Source organism: Synechococcus sp. RS9902 (genome assembly GCF_014279635.1).
Taxonomy (GTDB): Bacteria; Cyanobacteriota; Cyanobacteriia; order PCC-6307; family Cyanobiaceae; genus Parasynechococcus.
Genome location: NZ_CP047949.1, coordinates 76,909 through 95,755, shown reverse-complemented (window position 1 = coordinate 95,755; position 18,847 = coordinate 76,909). Strand labels below are relative to the sequence as shown.

Below are 18,847 nucleotides of genomic sequence, written 5' to 3'. Positions count from 1 at the left end.
CGCAGCAGAACCTTGCTTAAGGGTGGGCAGAGCAGCCCAACCTGCCAAGCAACGCCTCAATGATCCGCGCATTGGCGGCTGGAAAGGCGTAGTTCCCTAGGTCATCCGGGCGCACCCAACGCACCTGCTGACTGGCAAGGGGCTGCGGCTCTCCCGAGCCCCAGTTGCAGAGATGGACCACAAAGCGCAGCTTCTTGTGGCTGTAGGCGTGATCCACAGTGATCAGTTCAGCCCCGACCGTCACTGCAATGCCGAGCTCCTCCTTGAGCTCGCGGGCGATGCAGGTTTCGATTGTTTCGCCCTGCTCCTGTTTCCCACCGGGAAACTCCCACATGCCCCCCAGCAAGCCTTGCTCCAGGCGCTGGTCAATCAACACCTCTCCTGCCGAGTTGAGCACGACCCCCACACCGATCACCTGAAAGGGCAAGGGCTTTGGGGAGTCGGTCACGGGCCAGCGGCGGGGGTCGCCGGCAGCGTAAGCAGCGCAGTGGGATTGCCAGGGGCAGCGGGGGCAGTCCGGCTGGCGGGGGGTGCAAAGCGTGGCCCCCAGATCCATCAAGGCCTGGTTGGTGTCACGAGGCCGCAGCGGATCAAGCAGGGCCTCGCTCCAGCTCCAGAAGAGGGCGTCGTCGCGGGCTGGCGGGAGCGGATGGGCCATCAAGCGCGCCAGCACCCGTTTGACGTTGCCATCCAGGATCGGCAACGGGACATTGAAGGCACTGGAAAGGATGCTGCCGGCGGTGGTACGGCCAATGCCCGGCAAGGCCATCCAACCCTCCAAGCTGTGCGGCCACGGGTGGCCCACCAGCAGCTGCGCTGCCTCATGCAGCCGACGCGCCCGCGAGTAATACCCCAGGCCCTGCCACTGCAACCGCACCTCATCCAGAGACGCCGCGGCCAGGGCCTCCACAGTGGGAAATGCCGCCATCCAGCGCGTCCAGTAGGGGAGCGCCACGGCCAACTGGGTCTGCTGCAGCATCACCTCAGCAATCCAGATGCCGTATGGATCGAGCTGATCATCCGGCGCTGGAGGCACACCACCAGACAACAGCTTCCACGGGAGTCCGCCGCGGCCATGGCGCTCCCACCAAACCAGCAAGGCTGTCGATAGAGGAGCAGCTTTGGCCTCGGTCAACGCATCGATTGGTTCGCGATTGGTGTCAGAACAGGACCCGTGCAACGACCGTCCATCCAAGTGCTTCGCTCGCCAGGATGCACTGGCGCAGCAAGCCAAGGCGTGAGCCCAAGCAACAGCCTCTGGAGCTGGAACCAGCGAACAATCGGTTGGAGCCTGATGGGCGACCCCAATGCCGAAGAGGCCGTGCTGCTGATTCATGGTTTCGGGGCCAACACCAACCACTGGCGTTTCAACCAACCGGTGCTGGCCGAACTGATGCCCACCTACGCCATCGATCTGCTCGGTTTCGGGCGCAGCGATCAGCCTCGGGCTCGCTTGAAGGATGAACCCGTTTCTGCCGATGCCGTTCATTACGGCTTTGATCTGTGGGGCCAACAGGTGGCTGACTTCTGCCGCCAAGTCATCGATCGCCCGGTGCGACTGGTGGGCAACTCGATCGGCGGGGTTGTTGCCCTGCGAGCCGCACAACTGCTTGGCAAGCGCTGCCGTGGCGTGGTGCTGATCGACTGCGCCCAGCGCTTGATGGACGACAAGCAACTGGCCACACAACCGGCTTGGATGACCTGGATCCGGCCACTACTGAAAACAATGGTGCGGCAGCGCTGGCTCAGCACCGCACTGTTCCGCAATGCCGCACGGCCCGGCGTGATCCTCAGCGTGTTGAAGCAGGCTTACCCCAGTGGCAGCAACATCGACGACGACCTGGTGGATCTGCTGTTTCAACCCACGCAACGCGACGGTGCCGCCGAGGCATTCCGCGGATTCATCAACCTGTTCGACGACTATCTCGCCCCACAGTTGATGGAAGAGCTGAGCCTTCCTGTGGATCTGATCTGGGGTGAGCAGGATCCCTGGGAGCCAATTGCTGAAGCAGAGCGCTGGGCCCAAAAACTGAACTGCGTTCAATCCCTCTCAGTGATTCAAAACGCAGGCCACTGTCCTCACGACGAAGCCCCGGATCAGGTCAATCCGGTGCTGCAAAAGCTGATCAACAAAAAATCAATTCAGCAGGCGACGTAAGCCTCCACCTGATCACTGACCCGGCGCAGGCCGGCCAAACCATCACGCTCGAGGTTACGAACACGGTCACGGCTCATCCCCAGGATCCGGCCGATGCCCGTAAGGCTCATCGGATCTTCTCCATCCATGCCGTAGCGCATCCGCAACACCTGCTCCTGCAGATGGGGCAGCTGTCCCAGGAGACTGCGCAGATCACCCTTCAAGCAATCCTCTTCCACCTGATCGCTGGGCAGATCGCCATCGCCGGAGAGCAGCTCCAGCAGTTCGGTGTCATCACCATCACCCACCTTCATTTCAAGGCTGACGGGCTGACGAGCACGACACATCAGATCTTTGACGTCGTCTTCCGGCAGCTCAACGAACTCAGCCAACTCGGTCACCGTGGGGGTGCGTCCCAGCTCCTGGCTCAACTCCCGTTGGCCCTTTTTGAGCTTGTTCAACATCTCCGTGATGTGAATCGGCAGCCGAATCGTGCGGCTCTTCTCAGCAATGGCCCGCGTGATGCCCTGGCGGATCCACCAATAGGCGTAGGTGGAAAACTTGTAGCCCCGAGTGGGGTCGAACTTCTCAACACCACGCACCAATCCAATGGTTCCCTCCTGAATCAGGTCCAGGAGCTCCATGTTCCGCTTGGTGTACTTCTTGGCCACGCTCACCACCAGCCGGAGGTTGGCGGCCACCATCCGCTCCTTGGCGCGGCGACCATGCTGCAGCTTGCGCTTGAGCTGCATCGAGGACAGACCTGATGCCTTGGCCAGCTGGTCACGACTGGGCTTTTCACCAGCCTTGCTCTCCAGCTCAGACTCGAGCGATTCCAGATCCATCAGTTCCTGCACCTGGCGACCCAAGGTGATTTCCTGCTCGTGGGTCAGCAGAGGGACCCGGCCGATGTCTCGTAAATAAGAACGAACCAGATCGACGTCTGCCGTAATGGTTTTCGCAGCTTTGGCAGCGGTTTTGGGCTTGGAAGCAGCGGTCGCAGCCGGAGCCATGGGGCGCTTCTTTGAGTTATGTGAAGAGTACTCCTAAGAAACGTAAACAAGCTCTCAGAAAACCCCGAAAACAAAGAAATGGGTAGAAATACCTGCGGCTTGCACCAGCTGCGGCAGGTGGATCAGCAGCCACCCCGCCGTCTTCAAGTAGATCAGCGTTCCCGCCACATCCGTGCAGGTGGTGATGAAGGGTGTGGACATCAACGCAGGATCCAGGCCCATGCGGTCAAACAGCAGTGGGAACGCTGCACCGGCCGTAGCCGCCAGGGTGGTGATCGCGAGCAGGCTCATCCCCACCGAGAGGCCCACCAGTGCGCTTTCGCCGCGCCACCAGGCGAAGGGAACCACCAGAAGCATCATCAACACCCCCAGCAACGCCCCCGCCATGGCTTCCCGGCCAATCGCCCGCAGGGGGCCGAGACTGGAGATGCTCTGGGTGCTCAAACCACGGATCACCACCGTGGAACTCTGGGCCCCCACGTTGCCGCCAGTGCCACCGAGCAAGGGGATGAACGCCGCCAGCAAAACCACCCGTTGCAGCACATCTTCATTGGCGGCGATCACCTCTGAGGTGAAAAAGCTGGCCAGCACCAGCACCGCCAGCCACACCACACGGCGGCGAGCGACGGTGAACAGATTGCTGCTGAAGTAATCGTCGTCATCGCCGGCCTGCACCGCGCCGGCCGCGTAGAGATCACGGGTGGCCTCCTGCTCAATCACGTCGATCACGTCATCCACCGTGACGATGCCTACAAGACGCTGCTCCAGATCCACAACGGGAACAGCGAGGAAGTCGTAGCGCTGAATCGTGCGGGCCACCTTCTCCTGATCCGTGTCAGTGCTGACGCTGAGCACCTCCTCCGTCATCACATCACCGATACGGGCCTGGGGGTCTGCTGTGACCAGATCCCGCAGCGAAAGGATGCCGGTGAGGCGTCGCTCGGCGTCCGTCACGTAGAGGGAATAAATCGTCTCAGTGTCGCGAGCACGGCGCCGCACGATCTCCAGCGCCACTGCGGCGGTTTGGTTTTCCTTGAACGCGATGTATTCGGTCGTCATCAAACGACCGGCCGTTTCGGAGCGGTAGCCCAGCAACTCAGCGGTCACCTTGCGTTCATCCGGGCTGAGCTCGCTCAACAACTGCCGCACCACCTTGGCCGGCAACTCCTCGAACAATCGGGCGCGATCATCCGGCGACATCTCCTCCATCACCTCCCGCATCTCGCCAGAGCGCAGCAGGCTCAGCAGGCTTTGCTGCGTGGCGGTGTCGAGGTATTCGTAAACACTGATGGCTTCATCCTTGCTGAGCAGGCGAAAGGCAATCGCCTGCAGATTGGCCGGAAGACTGCCGATCGCCTCGGCGATGTCCACCGGCTGCACCGGTTCCAGCAGCAGTTTCACGGCGTCGTAATTGCCCGCCTGAAGCATCGCGGCGAGTTCCTGGGAGACCGCTTCGGCTAGCAAGTCGGGTTCGACGCTCACGCCAGCACTGCTCAGCCCCGATGCCTCCGTCATGCCCCTCCGGCCGGGAGCCCAGTGTATGGCCGTTAGAGCCGGTTAACCTCTGCGCTCATTCCCTGTTTCACCATGGCGATCAGCGTCAGCTCCGTCTCCGTCACCACCCCTGACGGCAGCAGCAAATCCCTGGGCGACTACGCCGGCAAGGTGCTGCTGATCGTGAACGTGGCCAGCCGCTGTGGCTTCACCAAGCAGTACGCCGGGCTGCAGGCCCTGAACGAGGCCTACGCCGCCAAGGGGCTGGCGGTGCTGGGTTTCCCCTGCAACGACTTCGGCGCCCAGGAGCCCGGCACCCTGGACGAGATCAAGAGCTTCTGCTCCACCACCTACGGCGCCGACTTCGAACTGTTCGACAAGGTGCACGCCAAGGGGAGCACCACAGAGCCATACACCACGCTCAATCAGATGGATCCCGCAGGTGATGTGGAGTGGAACTTCGAGAAATTCCTGGTGGGCAAGGACGGCACCGTGATCGCCCGCTTCAAGAGCGGCATCGCCCCTGAAGACCTCAAGTCGGCGATTGAGGCGGCGCTGGCGGCTTGAGCCGTCGCCCCAGGCTGAACCCCAGGGCTGCGGCACCCAGTCCCAGCCCGAGGGTCAGCCCGATCAAGCCCAATGCGGCGGCCCCGTCACCGGAACTCAGGTGCTTCATGGCCGCCAGCATCCAGCTGCTGAAGGTGGTGAGCGAACCGCAGAAGCCAATGCCCAGCAGCAACTGTCGCCGTGGGGCCGCCGGGAGCCCGGCCAACAAGCCCAGGAGGGCTGCCCCGAGACCATTCACCAGCACGTTCTGGTCCCCCAGATGCAGGGCCAATTGCCAGCGCAGCAAGGCTCCGGGCACAGCGCCCACGCCAACAAGCAGGAGCTCCTGAAGTTCCAGTTGCAGGCTTGGTTGGGTTTCAGGCATGGATCCCCAGTCCATAACCCACTGCCGAGGCCAGCAAGCCCGCCCCGATCGAGGCCAGCGCCAGCACCACAGCCGTGAGCGTTTGGCCGGCCCGGAGCTCGTTCAGCAGCTCCACGGCGAAAGTGGAAAAGGTGCTGAGGCTGCCGAAAAAGCCCACACCCATCAGCAAGGCAATGCCGGTGCTGGCAGCACAGGTTTCATTGAGGGCCAGCACGAGCCCAAGAGCAAAACAGGCCACCACATTCACGAGAAAGGTGCCCCAGTGCTTCTTGGGCACCATCGGCTGAAAGTGGTTCACCACCTTCAAGCGCAGCCAGGCTCCGGGGATCGCCCCGAGCCCAACCAACAGAGCCTCAGACGCGGAGCCAGCCACGGCGTTGATCTCCAGAGAGAGTTTGCACGTGCAGCCAGTCTTGGCCGTCGGCGGCAGACCAACGCCGCAGCAGACGCAGGGAGGATCCCGCCTTGAGGGTGCTCAGGCGTGGAGCGATGGCCAGCGGACTGAGGCGAAGAGGTTGATCGGAACTTATGTGCAGGGGCCCGGAGGCCGCGCGACGCCGGGGCTGCGGTTGACGCCGGTCGGCACCACCGGCCGGCAGGGCAGCTGGAGCCATCAGGGCCACCCCCAACAGCCAACTCCAACGCAGAACATTGCTCGTCGAAACAGCCTTCATCAAATGTCGAGGGCTGCCATGTCCAGCTCGGCGCTGTGGGTTTCGATGAATTCCCGGCGGGGAGCCACCTTGTCGCCCATCAGGATCGTGAAGATGCGATCGGCCTCGAGGGCATCCTCGATCTCCACCCGCTTCATCGTGCGCGTAGTGGGATCCATGGTGGTTTCCCAAAGCTGCTTGGGCATCATTTCGCCAAGGCCCTTGAAGCGCTGGATCGTGTAATTGGCCTTCTCGCCGAAGCCTTCCAGAGTCTTCTGCAGATCGCCCTCGTTGTAGCAATAGGTGTGGTTCTTACCGCGCTCAACTTTGTAGAGCGGCGGGCAGGCGATGTAGATGTAGCCACCCTCCACCAGCTCCTTCTGGTAGCGGTAGAAGAAGGTGAGCAGCAGGGTGCGGATGTGGGCGCCGTCCACGTCGGCATCGGTCATGATCACAACCCGGTGGTAGCGGAGGTTCTTCACGTCGAAGTCCTCCCCCTTGATCCCCAGGCCCAGGGCGGTGATCAGCGCCTGGATCTCGGTGTTCTTGTAGATCTTGGCGTCGTCGGTCTTCTCGATATTGAGGATCTTGCCCCGCAACGGCAGGATCGCCTGGAAGCGACGGTCCCGGCCCTGCTTGGCAGAGCCACCAGCGGAGTCACCCTCCACGATGTAGATCTCGGATTCGCCGGGATCGCGGGAACTGCAGTCGGCCAGTTTTCCAGGCAGGGTTGAGCTCTCCAGCACGCTCTTGCGGCGCACCAGTTCCCGAGCCCGGCGAGCCGCTTCAGCGGCATTGAACGCCTGGATTGCCTTCTCGAGGATCAGGCCGATCACGGAAGGATTGAACTCGAGGAACTGGCTCAGGGCTTCACCCACCAGGTTGTCGACGATGCCGCGCACCTCGGTGTTGCCGAGCTTGGTCTTGGTCTGACCTTCAAATTCCGGTTCCGGCACCTTCACCGAAAGCACTGCAGTCAAGCCCTCACGGATGTTTTCCCCGGCCAGGTTGGAATCAGATTCCTTGCGTTTGCCCAGTTTCTTGGCGAAGGCATTAAGGGTGCGGGTCAGCACCGTCTTCAGGCCTTCGATGTGGGTACCGCCATCCACGGTGCGGATGTTGTTGGCGAAGCCAAGGATGCTGTCGGAGTAGGCATCGGAGCACCACTGCAGGGCGGCCTCCACCTGAACGCCATCCTTCTCCGAATTCACATAAATGATGTCCGGATGAAGGGCGTCCTTCTCCTTGTTCATATATGCGACGTATTCCTTAATGCCGCCTTCGTAGAAGTAGGTCTCCTCATGGGGGTTGCCCTCCTCATCCCGGGCCGACTCCCGCTCATCACGGAAGACGATCCGCACACCGCCGTTGAGATAAGCCAGTTCCCTAAGCCGGGCCGAGAGAGTGGCGTAATCAAAAACGATGCCGCCGGTGAAGATCTCCAGATCGGGCTTGAAACAGACGGTGGTGCCGGTCTCGCCGGACTCCGCTGAAGGCTGGGACTCGGAAGCCAGCGACCCGATGGCAGCACCGCGCTCAAAACGTTGGCGATGAATCTGACCCTGACGGCGCACCGTCACCTGCACCCATTCACTTAGGGCGTTCACCACCGACACGCCAACGCCGTGCAGACCGCCGGACACCTTGTAACCACCGGCGCCGAATTTGCCACCAGCGTGCAGCACGGTGAGCACCGTCTCCAGGGCACTCTTGCCGGTGCGGGGGTGCACATCCGTGGGAATGCCGCGACCGTTGTCGCTCACCGAGGCGGAGCCGTCTTCACCGAGCACAACAACAATGCGGTCGCAATGGCCCGCTAGCGCCTCATCAACCGAGTTATCAACGACTTCGTACACCAGGTGGTGCAAGCCCCGCGGCCCCGTAGAGCCGATGTACATGCCGGGGCGCTTGCGAACGGGCTCAAGCCCCTCCAGCACCTGAATCTGCTCAGCGCCGTAGGCGTTCTGGACCTTGGAAGCGTCGCTCATTCAGAAAGTCTCAAGCCAGGAAACCGGGTCATGGGCGGGCGCAACGGCTCTAAACCTCGACCTGACAATGTCAATTTACCACCGGCTGTCTATAGAGGCTTGCAGAGGCCTCTGAGGGCCCATTTCAAGCCGGGCTGCACCCCCTCACCCTTTTGAACAGCTCCCATCCCCTGGTGATCACCCTGCTCGGGCCCACCGCCAGCGGCAAGACCGCCCTGGCGCTGGACATCGCCGAACGGCTGGATCTGCCGGTGATCAACGTGGATTCCCGCCAGCTCTACAGAGAGATGGATCTGGGCACCGCCAAGCCGACGGCGGAGCAACAGGCACGGGTGCCGCACCATCTGCTGGACCTACGCACACCAGACCAGCCGATCACGTTGCAGGAGTTCCAGGCGGAGGCCAATCCCTGCATCAACCGTGAGCTGGAGCAGTGGGGCGTCGCCCTGCTGGTGGGCGGCAGTGGCCTCTATCTGAAGGCCCTCACTAGCGGACTGCAGCCTCCGGCGGTGCCCCCCCAGCCGCAGCTGCGCCAGCAGCTGACAGCCCTAGGCCAGGGCATCTGCCATCCGATGCTGCGGGCCGCCGACCCCGAGGCCGCCACCAAAATCGCCCCGGCCGATGCGGTGCGCACCCAGCGAGCCCTGGAGGTGCTCTATGCCTCCGGGCAACCGATGAGTCGTCAGGCCACGGCCACCCCTCCGCCCTGGCGGGTGTTGGAACTGGGCCTCAATCCCGCCAACCTGCGCCAGCGCATCCAGCAGCGGACCGAGCAGCTCTACCGCGATGGGCTGGTGGACGAGACCCGACGCCTGAGCGAGCGCTACGGCGCTGATCTGCCCCTGCTGCAAACCATCGGCTACGGCGAAGCGCTGCAGGTGATCGCTAGCAGCCTCACCCCAGCAGAGGCAGTGCGGATCACCAGTCAGCGCACCCGCCAGTTCGCCAAACGCCAACGCACCTGGTTCCGCCGTCAGCACAACCCCCACTGGCTGCCCGACCAGGCAACGCTGACGGATGCGATGACGTTGATCGAGCAACATCTAAGGTGAAGGATGCAGACGTTGTATTCACTGAAGTTGTCTGCACCTGTCCCCGTCACCGCCTGAATGCCCCCACGTCCCCGTTTTGACCGTCGTGCCCCGGTTCGGGAGCTGCCCAACATCAACGACCGGATCAACTACCCCCAATTGAGGGTGGTCGACTCAGACGGCGCTCAGCTGGGCGTGATCAGCCGGGAAGAAGCTCTCGATGTGGCCCGCGATCGGGAACTGGATCTGGTGCTGGTGAGCGAGAAGGCCGACCCGCCGGTCTGCCGGATCATGGACTACGGCAAGTTCAAATTCGAGCAGGAAAAGAAAGCCAAAGAGGCCAAGAAGAAGTCGCATCAGACCGAAGTCAAAGAGGTCAAGATGCGCTACAAGATTGATCAGCATGACTACGACGTGCGCATCGGTCAGGCACAGCGCTTCCTCAAGGCAGGCGACAAGGTGAAGTGCACCGTGATCTTCCGCGGCCGCGAGATTCAGCACACCGCTCTGGCAGAAACCCTGCTGCGGCGGATGGCCAAAGATCTGGAGGAAAAAGCCGAGATCCAGCAGGCGCCCAAGAGGGAAGGCCGGAACATGATCATGTTCCTCACCCCGCGCAAAACGCCGCTGGTGAAGAAAGAGGAAAAGGAGCAGGCCGCCAACAAGGCCGTGCGCACCATCCCGGCACCGCCCCGGCCCACCGCCGCCAAGGTGGCCAGCCCCCAGGGCTAAATCACAGGGTCGCAACCAAGCAGAAGCCGCCATCCCCGGGCTGCGGCCTGGGAGTTGTAGCTGCTGCGGGCGTCGCACATGAAGCCGTGATCTGCGCCGGCAATCTCCACGGAACGCAAGCGCTCGCCTGCTTGGTCAGCCTTTTGCAGGGCTGCCACGATCGCCTCGCGATCCTCGGCGGGGATCAAGGGATCGGCCGTGCCGAAGACACAGGTGAGTCGCGCCTTGATTTCAGGCAGCAGGGCCAACGAAGGTTCACCACCACCAGGCCGCATTCGGCTCACACCGGCACCGTAAAAATCAAAGGCGTGCTCAACCCCGGGCAACGTGGCCGCCAGAAAAGCGGCATGCCCCCCGAAGCAGAAGCCCACCACATGGATGGCGGCCTGCGGGTAGCGAGCCCTGAACCAGCTGACTGCAGCCGCGACATCAGCAAGGATTTGCTCGCTGGTGGTGGCGTCCTTGTGGCGGCGCCCTTCAGCCAGATCGGAGGCGTCGTAGGCCAACTCCAGATCAGGAGCCGTGCGGGAGAACAACGGCACCGCCAGGGCCGGATGCCCCTGGGCGGCCAAGCGATCCGCCACGCTGCGCACCCAAGCGTTCACCCCAAACACCTCAGGCAGCACGATATAGACACGATTTATGCACGCTCTTGAGTCAATATCGTTCGCACTGCGTTGCGGTTCTGCCCGCCAGCAACGCAAGCAAACCGAGCCATTCCGAACTTCAACCCAAAAGCCCCAGGTGGACTCAGAACTTTCCATAACTGCATAGGACACACAGGCAATTGTCACCAAAGGAATCGGTCCGTATGGTGGCCGCATTCAGACCTGTCCCACCGGCGTGCGATTCCATATCCAACAGGAAAGTGACATTCCGGCATCGACGCAGCTCTACAACCAGATCTGTTTTGCCATCGCAGCGCGGCATTACCCGCCGGGACATCGCTTGCCGAGCACCCGCCAGTTGGCCATGCAAACGGGGTTGCACCGCAACACGATCAGCAAGGTGTACCGCCAACTGGAAACCGATGGCGTGGTGGAGGCCATGGCCGGCTCTGGCATCTACGTGCGCGACCAGCAGAAACCCCGGGAAATCAAAACGCCTCCGCACATCCGCAACCGGGGCGTCACCGACCTCGACCGGGAAGTGCGCAAGTGCGTGGATGGCCTGCTCAATGCAGGATGCACCCTGCAGCAAACCCGCGAATTACTGACCCGTGAGATCGACTGGCGGCTGCGTTGCGGCGCCCGCGTGCTGGTCAGCACACCCCGGGAAGACATCGGCGCCTCGATGCTGATCGCAGAGGAATTGGAACCCTGCCTGGATGTACCGGTGGAAGTGGTGCCGCTGGAAGAGCTGGAAAGCGTGCTGGAGAACTCCAGCAATGGCACCGTGGTGACCAGCCGTTATTTCCTCCAACCAGTGGAGGAGCTGGCCAAGAAACACAGCGTCCGGGCCGTGGCGGTTGACCTCAACGACTTCCGCCAGGAACTGGCCATGCTCAAGGAACTGCGCCCCGGCAGCTGCGTGGGCCTGGTGAGCATCAGCCCCGGCATTTTGCGGGCCGCGGAAGTGATTCTCCACTCAATGCGTGGCAATGAATTGCTGCTGATGACCGCCACACCGGATGTGGGCAGCCGCCTGCTGGCCCTTCTACGGGCCTCAAGCCACGTGCTCTGCGATCGACCCAGCCTTCCCCTGGTGGAACAGAGCCTGCGCCAGAATCGCTCCCAGCTGATGCGCATGCCCCAGGTGCATTGCGCCGAGAGCTACCTCAGCACCGATACGATCGATTTGCTCCGTAAGGAGATTGGTCTGCAAATTCCGGCCGCCGCCAGCTAATTCTCCTGCGATGTTTGATCACATCCGTGCCGACCTCGCGATCATTCGCGAGCGTGATCCGGCTGCTCGTGGCTGGTTGGAGATTGTGTGCTGCTATCCCGGCTTCCAGGCGATCAGCCTGCACCGGATTAGCCATCGCCTCTGGACCTGCCGTCTGCCCCTGAAGCTGGCTGCCCGCTGCCTCAGCCAAGTCAGCCGCGCCCTCACCGGCATCGAGATCCACCCCGGCGCCAGGATCGGCCACAGCGTGTTCATTGACCATGGCATGGGAGTGGTGATCGGCGAGACCGCCGAAATCGGCCACCGTTGCCTGCTGTATCAAGGCGTCACCCTGGGAGGCACAGGCAAGGAACACGGCAAGCGCCACCCAACCCTGGCGGAGAATGTGGTGGTGGGTGCAGGCGCCAAGGTGTTGGGTGCGATCACGATCGGGACCAACACCCGCATTGGCGCTGGATCCGTGGTGGTCCGCGATGTGGAGAGCGACTGCACCGTTGTGGGCATCCCAGGCCGGGTGATCCACCAGAGCGGCGTGCGAATCAACCCCCTGGCCCACTCCGCTCTGCCGGACGCCGAGGCCAACGTGATCCGCAACCTGATGGAACGGATCGACCATCTTGAGAACACGGTGACGAACCTCAAGCGCTGCCTGCAAGAAGTTGCGGCAGGGCGACAGTTGCTTGATGAATGCGCTGGCGAAGCTCAGAATCTCAAAGACCGGGAAATCCTGGAGTTCCTCGGCGAGACCTCCAGCGAGGGTTGACCAAGATCTGAAATTGATTGAACGGCAAATCTTCAACTTTAATCAGCGCAACAAAAATTGCTTTTTAAAAGCAATGAACCCAATTGCGAATAAATGAACTCAAAGCGGTAACACCAACATCAGCATTAACGCATCCAAAAACAGGCATTCTCAACGCCGCACCCTACAAACCACAAGGAGCATGACTGCATTGATTATTGACCTCAAAAATTCAAAAAATCTAGCAAATACATGAGACTATTTACAACTCAGCCAACGAGAGATTCGACACTTCAACCAGAACCAGCGGTGCTTGGCCCGCAAAGACTTCACAGCAACGAAAAGCCGAGCATCCTCAAAAATGTTGCCTTCTTTCAAACCTTGAGCAAGGGCCTCGGGGGTTGTCTGCAAGCCACGCCAGAATTCCCAAAGACCATCACGACGCAAAAGCCGGCGTTGCTGTCGCCAAGCATCGCCCCAAGTTCGAGGAAGACCTTTGTTGCGTTGGTAGGCAGCACCGCCAAGTCGAATTTTTGATTGGTAGGAGGAAAAACGCCTGTACGGAAAGTGAAAGATGGATACCTGATCACTGAACTCAAGTGACCCCTGATGACCAAAAATCTCATGATTGCCTTGATCAACAGTTACATCAGCAAAGGCACGATGCATGCACTTAGGAGGCAAAGGACGGTGAAGCGCATTAACACTTTCACGCCAGAAGAAACAACTCTGTGAAGGGTGAGCCAAACCATCACGACGCCGACCACTCTCTGGGAGAACAGCATTAAAACGCTGAACAAACAACCCAGCTATGCCTGGAGCAACAGAATCCAAAAAGGATGGCGCATCTCCATCGGGGAACAACCAAAACTCATCAGCATCATTATTGATGACCCAATCAGCCCCATGATCTTGATAAGCAGAGCGGGCCATTTCCGTAACCCACTGTGCTTGATCATACGTATCAGATGTCTGCTGGATATAAGTAATAGGAACAAAACGGGCTAACCGCCGCAAGATCGCAGACGTTGCATCCGTAGACAGATTATCCATCACCAAAAAAGACTCAACACCCTGGGCATAGTGAAATAGGATGTTTTCAGCAATAACATCCTCCTCGTTACGAACGAGAAGAGTCATCACCACACGAGTAGACATTCAGATCACACCAATGTCAATCAAGTGGACCCTGACTGCTGTGGTGCAGCTGGCTGGAACATGAACATTGAATAGATCACATTGCGACGCATATTGGTCATCATTTCAAGGAACATGTCGTAGCCCTCGTTCTTGTATTCAATGAGAGGGTCTTTCTGACCGTAGCCACGCAGACCCACCGATTCACGCAGGGCATCCATCGCCTGAAGGTGCTCCCGCCAGAGGGTATCGATCTGCTGAAGGATGAAGAAGCGCTCGGCCTCCCGCATCAGCCCCGGACGTTGCTGTTCGACCTGGCCTTCTTTGAGGTCGTAGGCGTTGCGCAGTTGCTCCTGAAGGAATGCCTTGAGTTCCTCCATGCCAAGGCCCTGCACCTGATCAGGGGTGAGATCCTCCAGGAGGTAGATGAATTCCTTCACCTTGCCCACCAGCTGGCCCAGATCCCATTCCTCCGGCGGCAGATCCGGATTCACATAGGCCTCAACGATTTCGCCCATGGTGCGTTCGCCGTAGCCGATCACCTGCTTCTTGAGGGCACGGCCATCGAGCACCCGGCGGCGTTCGGAATACACCGCACGCCGCTGGTTGTTCATCACCTCGTCGTACTCGAACACCTGCTTGCGGATGTCGTAGTAGTAGGTCTCCACCTTCTTCTGGGCCCCCTCCAGCGAGCGGGTAAGCATGCCGGACTCAATCGGCATGTCCTCCTCCACGCGGAAGGCATTCATCAAACCGGCAACACGGTCACCGCCAAAGATCCGCAGCAGGTTGTCTCCTAAAGAGAGGAAGAAGCGGGTGGAACCGGGGTCGCCCTGGCGGCCGGCACGGCCACGCAGTTGGTTATCGACACGGCGGGACTCATGCCGTTCCGTGCCGATCACATGCAGGCCACCGGCCTCGCGAACGCGGCTTTCCTCCTGCTTCACCACGGCGTCGTATTCACCCTTCACCCGGGCGATCGCCTCGCGCAACGCCTGAATCTGGGGATCCTCAGTGGGAGCTTTCTCCGCAGCAGTGGCGATGCGCTCCTCCAGCTCAATCACCGTGAGGGCACGGTCGCCCCAGGCCTTGACCAGATCACGCGCCAACTGGCCGAGGACTTGATCAGTGTCATCAGTGAGGGGGCAGGGATAGAGGCTCTCACCGCTGCGGGGCAGCGAAGGCGCCGCAGCATCAGCGAACCCGCCCGGAGCACTGCGCTGCAAAGGGACGGGCGGCTTGTGATCTTCCTCCGGTTTCACAAGACGGCCCAGCAGCACCTCCCGCAACTTCAAGCGGGCCATGTAGTCGCTGTTGCCGCCAAGGATGATGTCGGTGCCACGGCCCGCCATGTTGGTGGCGATGGTCACGGCGCCAGCCCGACCGGCCTGAGCGACGATCTCCGATTCGCGCTCCACGTTCTCCGGCTTGGCGTTGAGCAGGTTGTGGGGGATCTCCTGCTCCGCCAGCAGCGAACTCAGCAGTTCGCTTTTCTCCACCGAGGTGGTGCCCACGAGCACAGGCCGTCCGTTCTTGTGGATCTCAGCTGTTTCGTTGGCCACAGCGCGCCATTTGGCAGCCTCGGTTTTGTACACCTGATCGGCCCAGTCCTGACGCGCCCGGACCCGGTTGGTGGGGACGATTGTGGTTTCGAGTTTGTAGGTCTTCTCGAATTCGACCTCTTCAGTTTTTGCCGTGCCGGTCATACCGGCCAAGCGCGGATAGAGCAGGAAAAAGTTCTGATACGTGATCGAAGCGAGAGTCTGTGTTTCCGGTTGGATCTGCAGGGCCTCCTTGGCCTCGATGGCTTGATGCTGGCCGTCACTCCAACGGCGACCCGGCATCACCCGACCGGTGAACTCATCCACAATCACCGCTTCGCCGTCGCGCACGATGTAGTTCACATCCTTGACGAACAGCTCCTTGGCCTTGAGGGCGTTGGTGATGTAGTGAGCCCAGGGGTCCTGAGGGTTAAACAGATCCGCCACCCCCAACATCTGCTCGGCTTTGGCAAAGCCTTCATCGGTAAGTGTGCAGCTGCGCTGCTTTTCATCGACCTCGTAATCACCTTCTGGATCAATGCCGTCTTTGCCCAACTCAGCGGCGCGAGCCAAAGCATTGGCCACCTCGGCAGCCTGTTGGTATTTCTCCTGAGGACGTTCCACCTGACCAGAAATGATCAGTGGAGTTCGGGCTTCGTCGATCAGGATCGAATCCACCTCGTCGATCACGCAGTACTGAAACTCCCGCTGCACCACCTCCGAGATATCGGCGGCCATGTTGTCGCGCAGATAATCGAAGCCCAGCTCTGAGTTGGTGGCGTAGGTGATATCGCAGTTGTAGTTACGCCGGCGCTCCTCAGGACGCATGTCCTGCTGAATCAAACCGACAGACAAACCAAGAAAACGATGCACCTGGCCCATCCATTCGGCATCACGACGAGCCAGGTAGTCGTTCACCGTCACGACGTGAACGCCCCTTCCAGTGAGGGCATTGAGATAGCTCGGAAGGGTGGCAACCAGGGTTTTGCCTTCGCCGGTTTTCATCTCGGCGATCTGACCTTCATGCAGCACCATGCCGCCAATCAGCTGGACATCGAAATGACGCATGCCCAGCACACGCTTGCCGGCTTCACGAACAACGGCAAAGGCCTCAGGCAGGATCTCGTCGAGGATCGGCCGCTGGTTCGCCAGACTGCCGGCATTGGCCAAACGCTCCTGGAAGGCAGCGGTTTTGCCACGTAACTCGTCGTCGGAGAGCGGAGCGATCTCCTCTTCAAGCAGCTGAATATCCGAAACGATCGGCTGGTAACGCTTCAGCTTGCGGGCATTGGGATCACCCAGCAGGAGCTTGAGCATGGAAAGCAGCAACCGAATCGGGTTCAGCCTAATGGAGGCTCACTCGCAGAAGGCCCTTCTGGACTGGGTTCTCAATCAAGCGGATGAAGAGATTCGAACTCTCGACCCTCTCCTTGGCAAGGAGATGCTCTACCACTGAGCTACATCCGCAGGTGTCGACGCGGGCGTGTCCCTGACGACTTGGAGACTCTGCCTTACGGAGGGACCAATGGTCAATTGCCAAGGGTTCCCACCGTGAATTTCAACAGGAGCCGGCCATCTTCTGACGCAGCTGCTTCACCCGATCCCGCAGGTTGGCGGCTTCCTCGAAGTCGAGCTTCTTGGCCGCCTCCTTCATCTTGGCTTCGAGCTGATCGATCAACTCCGGCAGCGCCTCCAGCGCCAAGCCGGCATCGGGATCGTTCTCCAGGGCCTTAGCGGCCTTGCCGACCACCTCCACCAGATCCGCGTCCGGGCCGTCTTGCTTCAACTTGCGGCTCAACTCCAGGAAGCTGAGGATCGAGTTGCTGGCCTTCTTGCCCGCCGCCGTAGGCACCACCCCGTTCTTCTCGTTGTAGGTCTGCTGAATCGCCCGGCGTCGTTCGGTCTCGGAGATGGCCTTGGCCATCGAGTCGGTCATGTTGTCGGCATAGAGCAGCGCCACCCCCTCCACATGGCGGGCGGCCCGGCCGATGGTCTGGATCAGGGAGCGCTCAGCCCGCAGGAAGCCTTCTTTGTCGGCATCGAGGATCGCCACCAGGCTCACCTCCGGCAGGTCGAGACCCTCCCGCAGCAGGTTCACCCCCACCAGCACGTCGTATTCCCCCAGGCGCAGATCCTGGATGATCTCGATCCGCTCGATCGAATGGATCTCCGAGTGGAGGTAGCGCACCCGCACCTCGTTCTCTGCCAGGTAATCGGTGAGGTCTTCCGCCATCCGCTTGGTGAGCGTGGTGACCAGCACCCGCTGGTTCTTGGCGGCCCGGTCACGGATTTCCCCCAGCAGATCGTCCACTTGGCCCGTGGTGGGCCGCACCTCCACCACCGGATCGAGCACCCCGGTGGGGCGAATCACCTGCTCAGCCACCTCTCCGCCGCTCACCTCCATCTCCCAATCCCCCGGTGTGGCGGAGACGAACACTGTTTGCCGCGCCTTCTCCCAGAACTCGGCCCCCTTCAACGGCCGGTTATCCGCTGCGCTGGGCAGGCGGAAGCCGTGCTCGATCAGCACCTTCTTGCGGGCCTGGTCGCCGTTGTACATCGCCTGCAACTGCGAGCAGGTGACGTGGCTCTCGTCCACGATCAGCAGCCAGTCGTCCGGGAAGTAATCAATCAGGCACTCCGGCGGCGTGCCCTCCTCACGGCCGGCCAGATGGCGGGCGTAGTTCTCGACCCCGTTGCAGTAGCCCACCTGGCCCAGCATCTCCAGGTCGTACTTGGTGCGCTGCTCCAGCCGCTGCGCTTCCAGCAACTTGCCTTCGCCATTGAGCACATCCAGCCGCTCCCGCAGTTCTGAGCGGATGGCGCTGATGGCGGAATCCAGCCGGTCTTTGGGCGTCACAAAATGCTTGGCCGGGTAGATGTTCACCGTGTCCATGCTCTGCAGGATCTCGCCGGTGGTGGGGTCGACGTAGCGGATTGCCTCCACCTCATCGCCGAACAGCTCAATCCGCACCAAGCGATCTTCGTAGGCGGGGCCGATCTCCAGCACATCTCCCTTCATCCGGAAACGGCCGCGGGCGATTTCGGTGTCGTTGCGGCTGTACTGGTTGTTCACCAACTCCCGCAGCTGGCTACGGATGTTGAGGGTCTCGCCCACCTCGAACTTCACCGCCGCCTTGAGGTACTCACTCGGAATCCCCAAGCCGTAGATGCAGCTGATCGAGGCCACCACGATCACGTCGCGCCGTTCAAACAACGACCGCGTCGCCGAGTGGCGCAGCATGTCGATCTCCTCGTTGATCGACGCCGTCTTGGCGATGTAGGTGTCGCTGACCGGAACGTAGGCCTCCGGTTGGTAGTAGTCGTAATAGGAGATGAAGTACTCAACGGCGTTCTCCGGGAAGAACTCCCGCAGCTCGTTGCAGAGCTGGGCCGCCAGGGTTTTGTTGTGGGCCAGCACCAGTGCCGGCCGGCCGGTCTGGGCGATGACGTTGGCCATCGTGAACGTCTTGCCCGTTCCCGTCGCCCCCAGCAGCGTCTGATAGCGCTCTCCGCTATTCACCCCCGCCACCAGCTGCTTGATCGCCGTCGGCTGATCACCCTTCGGCGAATACGGAGCCGTGAGGTCGTAGGCGGGCATGGGTG

At 61.0% G+C, this 18,847-nt stretch carries 17 protein-coding genes and 1 tRNA gene; 6 read left to right on the top strand and 12 right to left on the bottom strand.

The annotated features are described in order from the left end of the window. Nucleotides 1-16: 16 nt before the first annotated feature. A complete protein-coding gene (gene mutT, locus SynRS9902_RS00490) occupies nucleotides 17-1,135 on the bottom strand; it encodes an 8-oxo-dGTP diphosphatase MutT (RefSeq protein WP_186509572.1) in 1,119 nt (372 codons plus the stop codon). 159 nt (nucleotides 1,136-1,294) lie between these two features. Between mutT and SynRS9902_RS00485 the strand changes: the two genes are divergently transcribed. Further along, on the top strand, nucleotides 1,295-2,158 hold the full coding sequence (locus tag SynRS9902_RS00485) for an alpha/beta fold hydrolase (protein ID WP_186510464.1): 864 nt from the start codon (nucleotides 1,295-1,297) through the stop codon (nucleotides 2,156-2,158). On the opposite strand, the gene SynRS9902_RS00480 is transcribed toward SynRS9902_RS00485, so the two are convergent. Continuing rightward, nucleotides 2,143-3,150, bottom strand: coding sequence for an RpoD/SigA family RNA polymerase sigma factor (locus SynRS9902_RS00480; protein ID WP_115081453.1), 1,008 nt, complete (start codon nucleotides 3,148-3,150; stop codon nucleotides 2,143-2,145). The two genes, SynRS9902_RS00485 and SynRS9902_RS00480, sit on opposite strands and share 16 nt — an antisense overlap. Nucleotides 3,151-3,204: 54 nt before the next feature. Beyond that, nucleotides 3,205-4,665, bottom strand: a complete 1,461-nt coding sequence (gene mgtE, locus SynRS9902_RS00475; protein ID WP_115081452.1) for a magnesium transporter — start codon at nucleotides 4,663-4,665, stop codon at nucleotides 3,205-3,207. 72 nt (nucleotides 4,666-4,737) lie between these two features. Here mgtE and SynRS9902_RS00470 point away from each other — a divergent pair, with 72 nt between their 5' ends. Beyond that, the gene (locus tag SynRS9902_RS00470; RefSeq protein ID WP_186509571.1) at nucleotides 4,738-5,211 is read left to right on the top strand and encodes a glutathione peroxidase; all 474 of its coding nucleotides are present in this window, start codon (nucleotides 4,738-4,740) and stop codon (nucleotides 5,209-5,211) included. Here the strand turns inward: SynRS9902_RS00470 and SynRS9902_RS00465 are convergent. The 4 genes from SynRS9902_RS00465 to gyrB are packed head-to-tail and all read right to left on the bottom strand — an operon-like array spanning nucleotide 5,177 to nucleotide 8,216. Continuing rightward, nucleotides 5,177-5,575, bottom strand: coding sequence for a CrcB family protein (locus tag SynRS9902_RS00465; RefSeq protein ID WP_186509570.1), 399 nt, complete (start codon nucleotides 5,573-5,575; stop codon nucleotides 5,177-5,179). The genes SynRS9902_RS00470 and SynRS9902_RS00465 overlap by 35 nt on opposite strands. Further along, a complete protein-coding gene (locus tag SynRS9902_RS00460; protein ID WP_186509569.1) occupies nucleotides 5,568-5,948 on the bottom strand; it encodes a CrcB family protein in 381 nt (126 codons plus the stop codon). Before SynRS9902_RS00460 ends, SynRS9902_RS00465 begins: the two co-directional genes overlap by 8 nt. Further along, entirely contained in the window at nucleotides 5,929-6,249 is a 321-nt protein-coding gene (locus tag SynRS9902_RS00455; RefSeq protein WP_186509568.1) for an SH3 domain-containing protein, read from the bottom strand. The genes SynRS9902_RS00460 and SynRS9902_RS00455 overlap by 20 nt, the downstream gene beginning before the upstream one ends. Beyond that, nucleotides 6,249-8,216: a DNA topoisomerase (ATP-hydrolyzing) subunit B gene (gyrB, locus tag SynRS9902_RS00450; RefSeq protein ID WP_186509567.1), complete on the bottom strand. Its 1,968-nt coding sequence runs from the start codon at nucleotides 8,214-8,216 to the stop codon at nucleotides 6,249-6,251. Before gyrB ends, SynRS9902_RS00455 begins: the two co-directional genes overlap by 1 nt. Before the next feature lie 152 nt (nucleotides 8,217-8,368). On the opposite strand from gyrB, the gene miaA reads away from it, so the two are divergent. Both miaA and infC read left to right on the top strand, forming a co-directional pair. Further along, on the top strand, nucleotides 8,369-9,268 hold the full coding sequence (gene miaA, locus SynRS9902_RS00445; RefSeq protein ID WP_186509566.1) for a tRNA (adenosine(37)-N6)-dimethylallyltransferase MiaA: 900 nt from the start codon (nucleotides 8,369-8,371) through the stop codon (nucleotides 9,266-9,268). A 57-nt stretch (nucleotides 9,269-9,325) separates the two neighbouring features. Continuing rightward, entirely contained in the window at nucleotides 9,326-9,979 is a 654-nt protein-coding gene (gene infC, locus SynRS9902_RS00440) for a translation initiation factor IF-3 (protein ID WP_011363124.1), read from the top strand. On the opposite strand, the gene SynRS9902_RS00435 is transcribed toward infC, so the two are convergent. Continuing rightward, nucleotides 9,976-10,605: a dienelactone hydrolase family protein gene (locus SynRS9902_RS00435; RefSeq protein ID WP_370586312.1), complete on the bottom strand. Its 630-nt coding sequence runs from the start codon at nucleotides 10,603-10,605 to the stop codon at nucleotides 9,976-9,978. The two genes, infC and SynRS9902_RS00435, sit on opposite strands and share 4 nt — an antisense overlap. Before the next feature lie 217 nt (nucleotides 10,606-10,822). Between SynRS9902_RS00435 and SynRS9902_RS00430 the strand changes: the two genes are divergently transcribed. After that, entirely contained in the window at nucleotides 10,823-11,824 is a 1,002-nt protein-coding gene (locus SynRS9902_RS00430) for a GntR family transcriptional regulator (RefSeq protein ID WP_115081444.1), read from the top strand. Between the two features lie 10 nt (nucleotides 11,825-11,834). Continuing rightward, the gene (cysE, locus tag SynRS9902_RS00425) at nucleotides 11,835-12,587 is read left to right on the top strand and encodes a serine O-acetyltransferase (RefSeq protein ID WP_186509564.1); all 753 of its coding nucleotides are present in this window, start codon (nucleotides 11,835-11,837) and stop codon (nucleotides 12,585-12,587) included. A gap of 237 nt (nucleotides 12,588-12,824) precedes the next feature. On the opposite strand, the gene SynRS9902_RS00420 is transcribed toward cysE, so the two are convergent. From SynRS9902_RS00420 to uvrB, 4 genes are all read right to left on the bottom strand, one after another. Continuing rightward, the gene (locus tag SynRS9902_RS00420; protein ID WP_222929470.1) at nucleotides 12,825-13,706 is read right to left on the bottom strand and encodes a glycosyltransferase family 2 protein; all 882 of its coding nucleotides are present in this window, start codon (nucleotides 13,704-13,706) and stop codon (nucleotides 12,825-12,827) included. A 38-nt stretch (nucleotides 13,707-13,744) separates the two neighbouring features. After that, complete coding sequence (gene secA, locus SynRS9902_RS00415; protein WP_186509562.1) at nucleotides 13,745-16,561, bottom strand: preprotein translocase subunit SecA; 2,817 nt, start codon at nucleotides 16,559-16,561, stop codon at nucleotides 13,745-13,747. Nucleotides 16,562-16,639: 78 nt separating this feature from the next. Further along, nucleotides 16,640-16,711: transfer RNA gene (locus SynRS9902_RS00410), tRNA-Gly, on the bottom strand. Nucleotides 16,712-16,802: 91 nt separating this feature from the next. Continuing rightward, nucleotides 16,803-18,842, bottom strand: a complete 2,040-nt coding sequence (uvrB, locus tag SynRS9902_RS00405) for an excinuclease ABC subunit UvrB (protein WP_186509561.1) — start codon at nucleotides 18,840-18,842, stop codon at nucleotides 16,803-16,805. Nucleotides 18,843-18,847: the final 5 nt, after the last annotated feature.

Excerpts from the sequence above, each read along its gene's own strand:
- SynRS9902_RS00485 (WP_186510464.1), top strand. The coding sequence starts at position 1,295 with ATGGGCGACCCCAATGCCGAAGAGGCCGTGCTGCTGATTCATGGTTTC.
- SynRS9902_RS00480 (WP_115081453.1), bottom strand. The coding sequence starts at position 3,150 with ATGGCTCCGGCTGCGACCGCTGCTTCCAAGCCCAAAACCGCTGCCAAA.
- mgtE (WP_115081452.1), bottom strand. The coding sequence starts at position 4,665 with ATGACGGAGGCATCGGGGCTGAGCAGTGCTGGCGTGAGCGTCGAACCC.
- SynRS9902_RS00470 (WP_186509571.1), top strand. The coding sequence starts at position 4,738 with ATGGCGATCAGCGTCAGCTCCGTCTCCGTCACCACCCCTGACGGCAGC.
- SynRS9902_RS00465 (WP_186509570.1), bottom strand. The coding sequence starts at position 5,575 with ATGCCTGAAACCCAACCAAGCCTGCAACTGGAACTTCAGGAGCTCCTG.
- SynRS9902_RS00455 (WP_186509568.1), bottom strand. The coding sequence starts at position 6,249 with ATGAAGGCTGTTTCGACGAGCAATGTTCTGCGTTGGAGTTGGCTGTTG.
- gyrB (WP_186509567.1), bottom strand. The coding sequence starts at position 8,216 with ATGAGCGACGCTTCCAAGGTCCAGAACGCCTACGGCGCTGAGCAGATT.
- infC (WP_011363124.1), top strand. The coding sequence starts at position 9,326 with ATGCCCCCACGTCCCCGTTTTGACCGTCGTGCCCCGGTTCGGGAGCTG.
- cysE (WP_186509564.1), top strand. The coding sequence starts at position 11,835 with ATGTTTGATCACATCCGTGCCGACCTCGCGATCATTCGCGAGCGTGAT.
- SynRS9902_RS00420 (WP_222929470.1), bottom strand. The coding sequence starts at position 13,706 with ATGACTCTTCTCGTTCGTAACGAGGAGGATGTTATTGCTGAAAACATC.
- secA (WP_186509562.1), bottom strand. The coding sequence starts at position 16,561 with ATGCTCAAGCTCCTGCTGGGTGATCCCAATGCCCGCAAGCTGAAGCGT.
- uvrB (WP_186509561.1), bottom strand. The coding sequence starts at position 18,842 with ATGCCCGCCTACGACCTCACGGCTCCGTATTCGCCGAAGGGTGATCAG.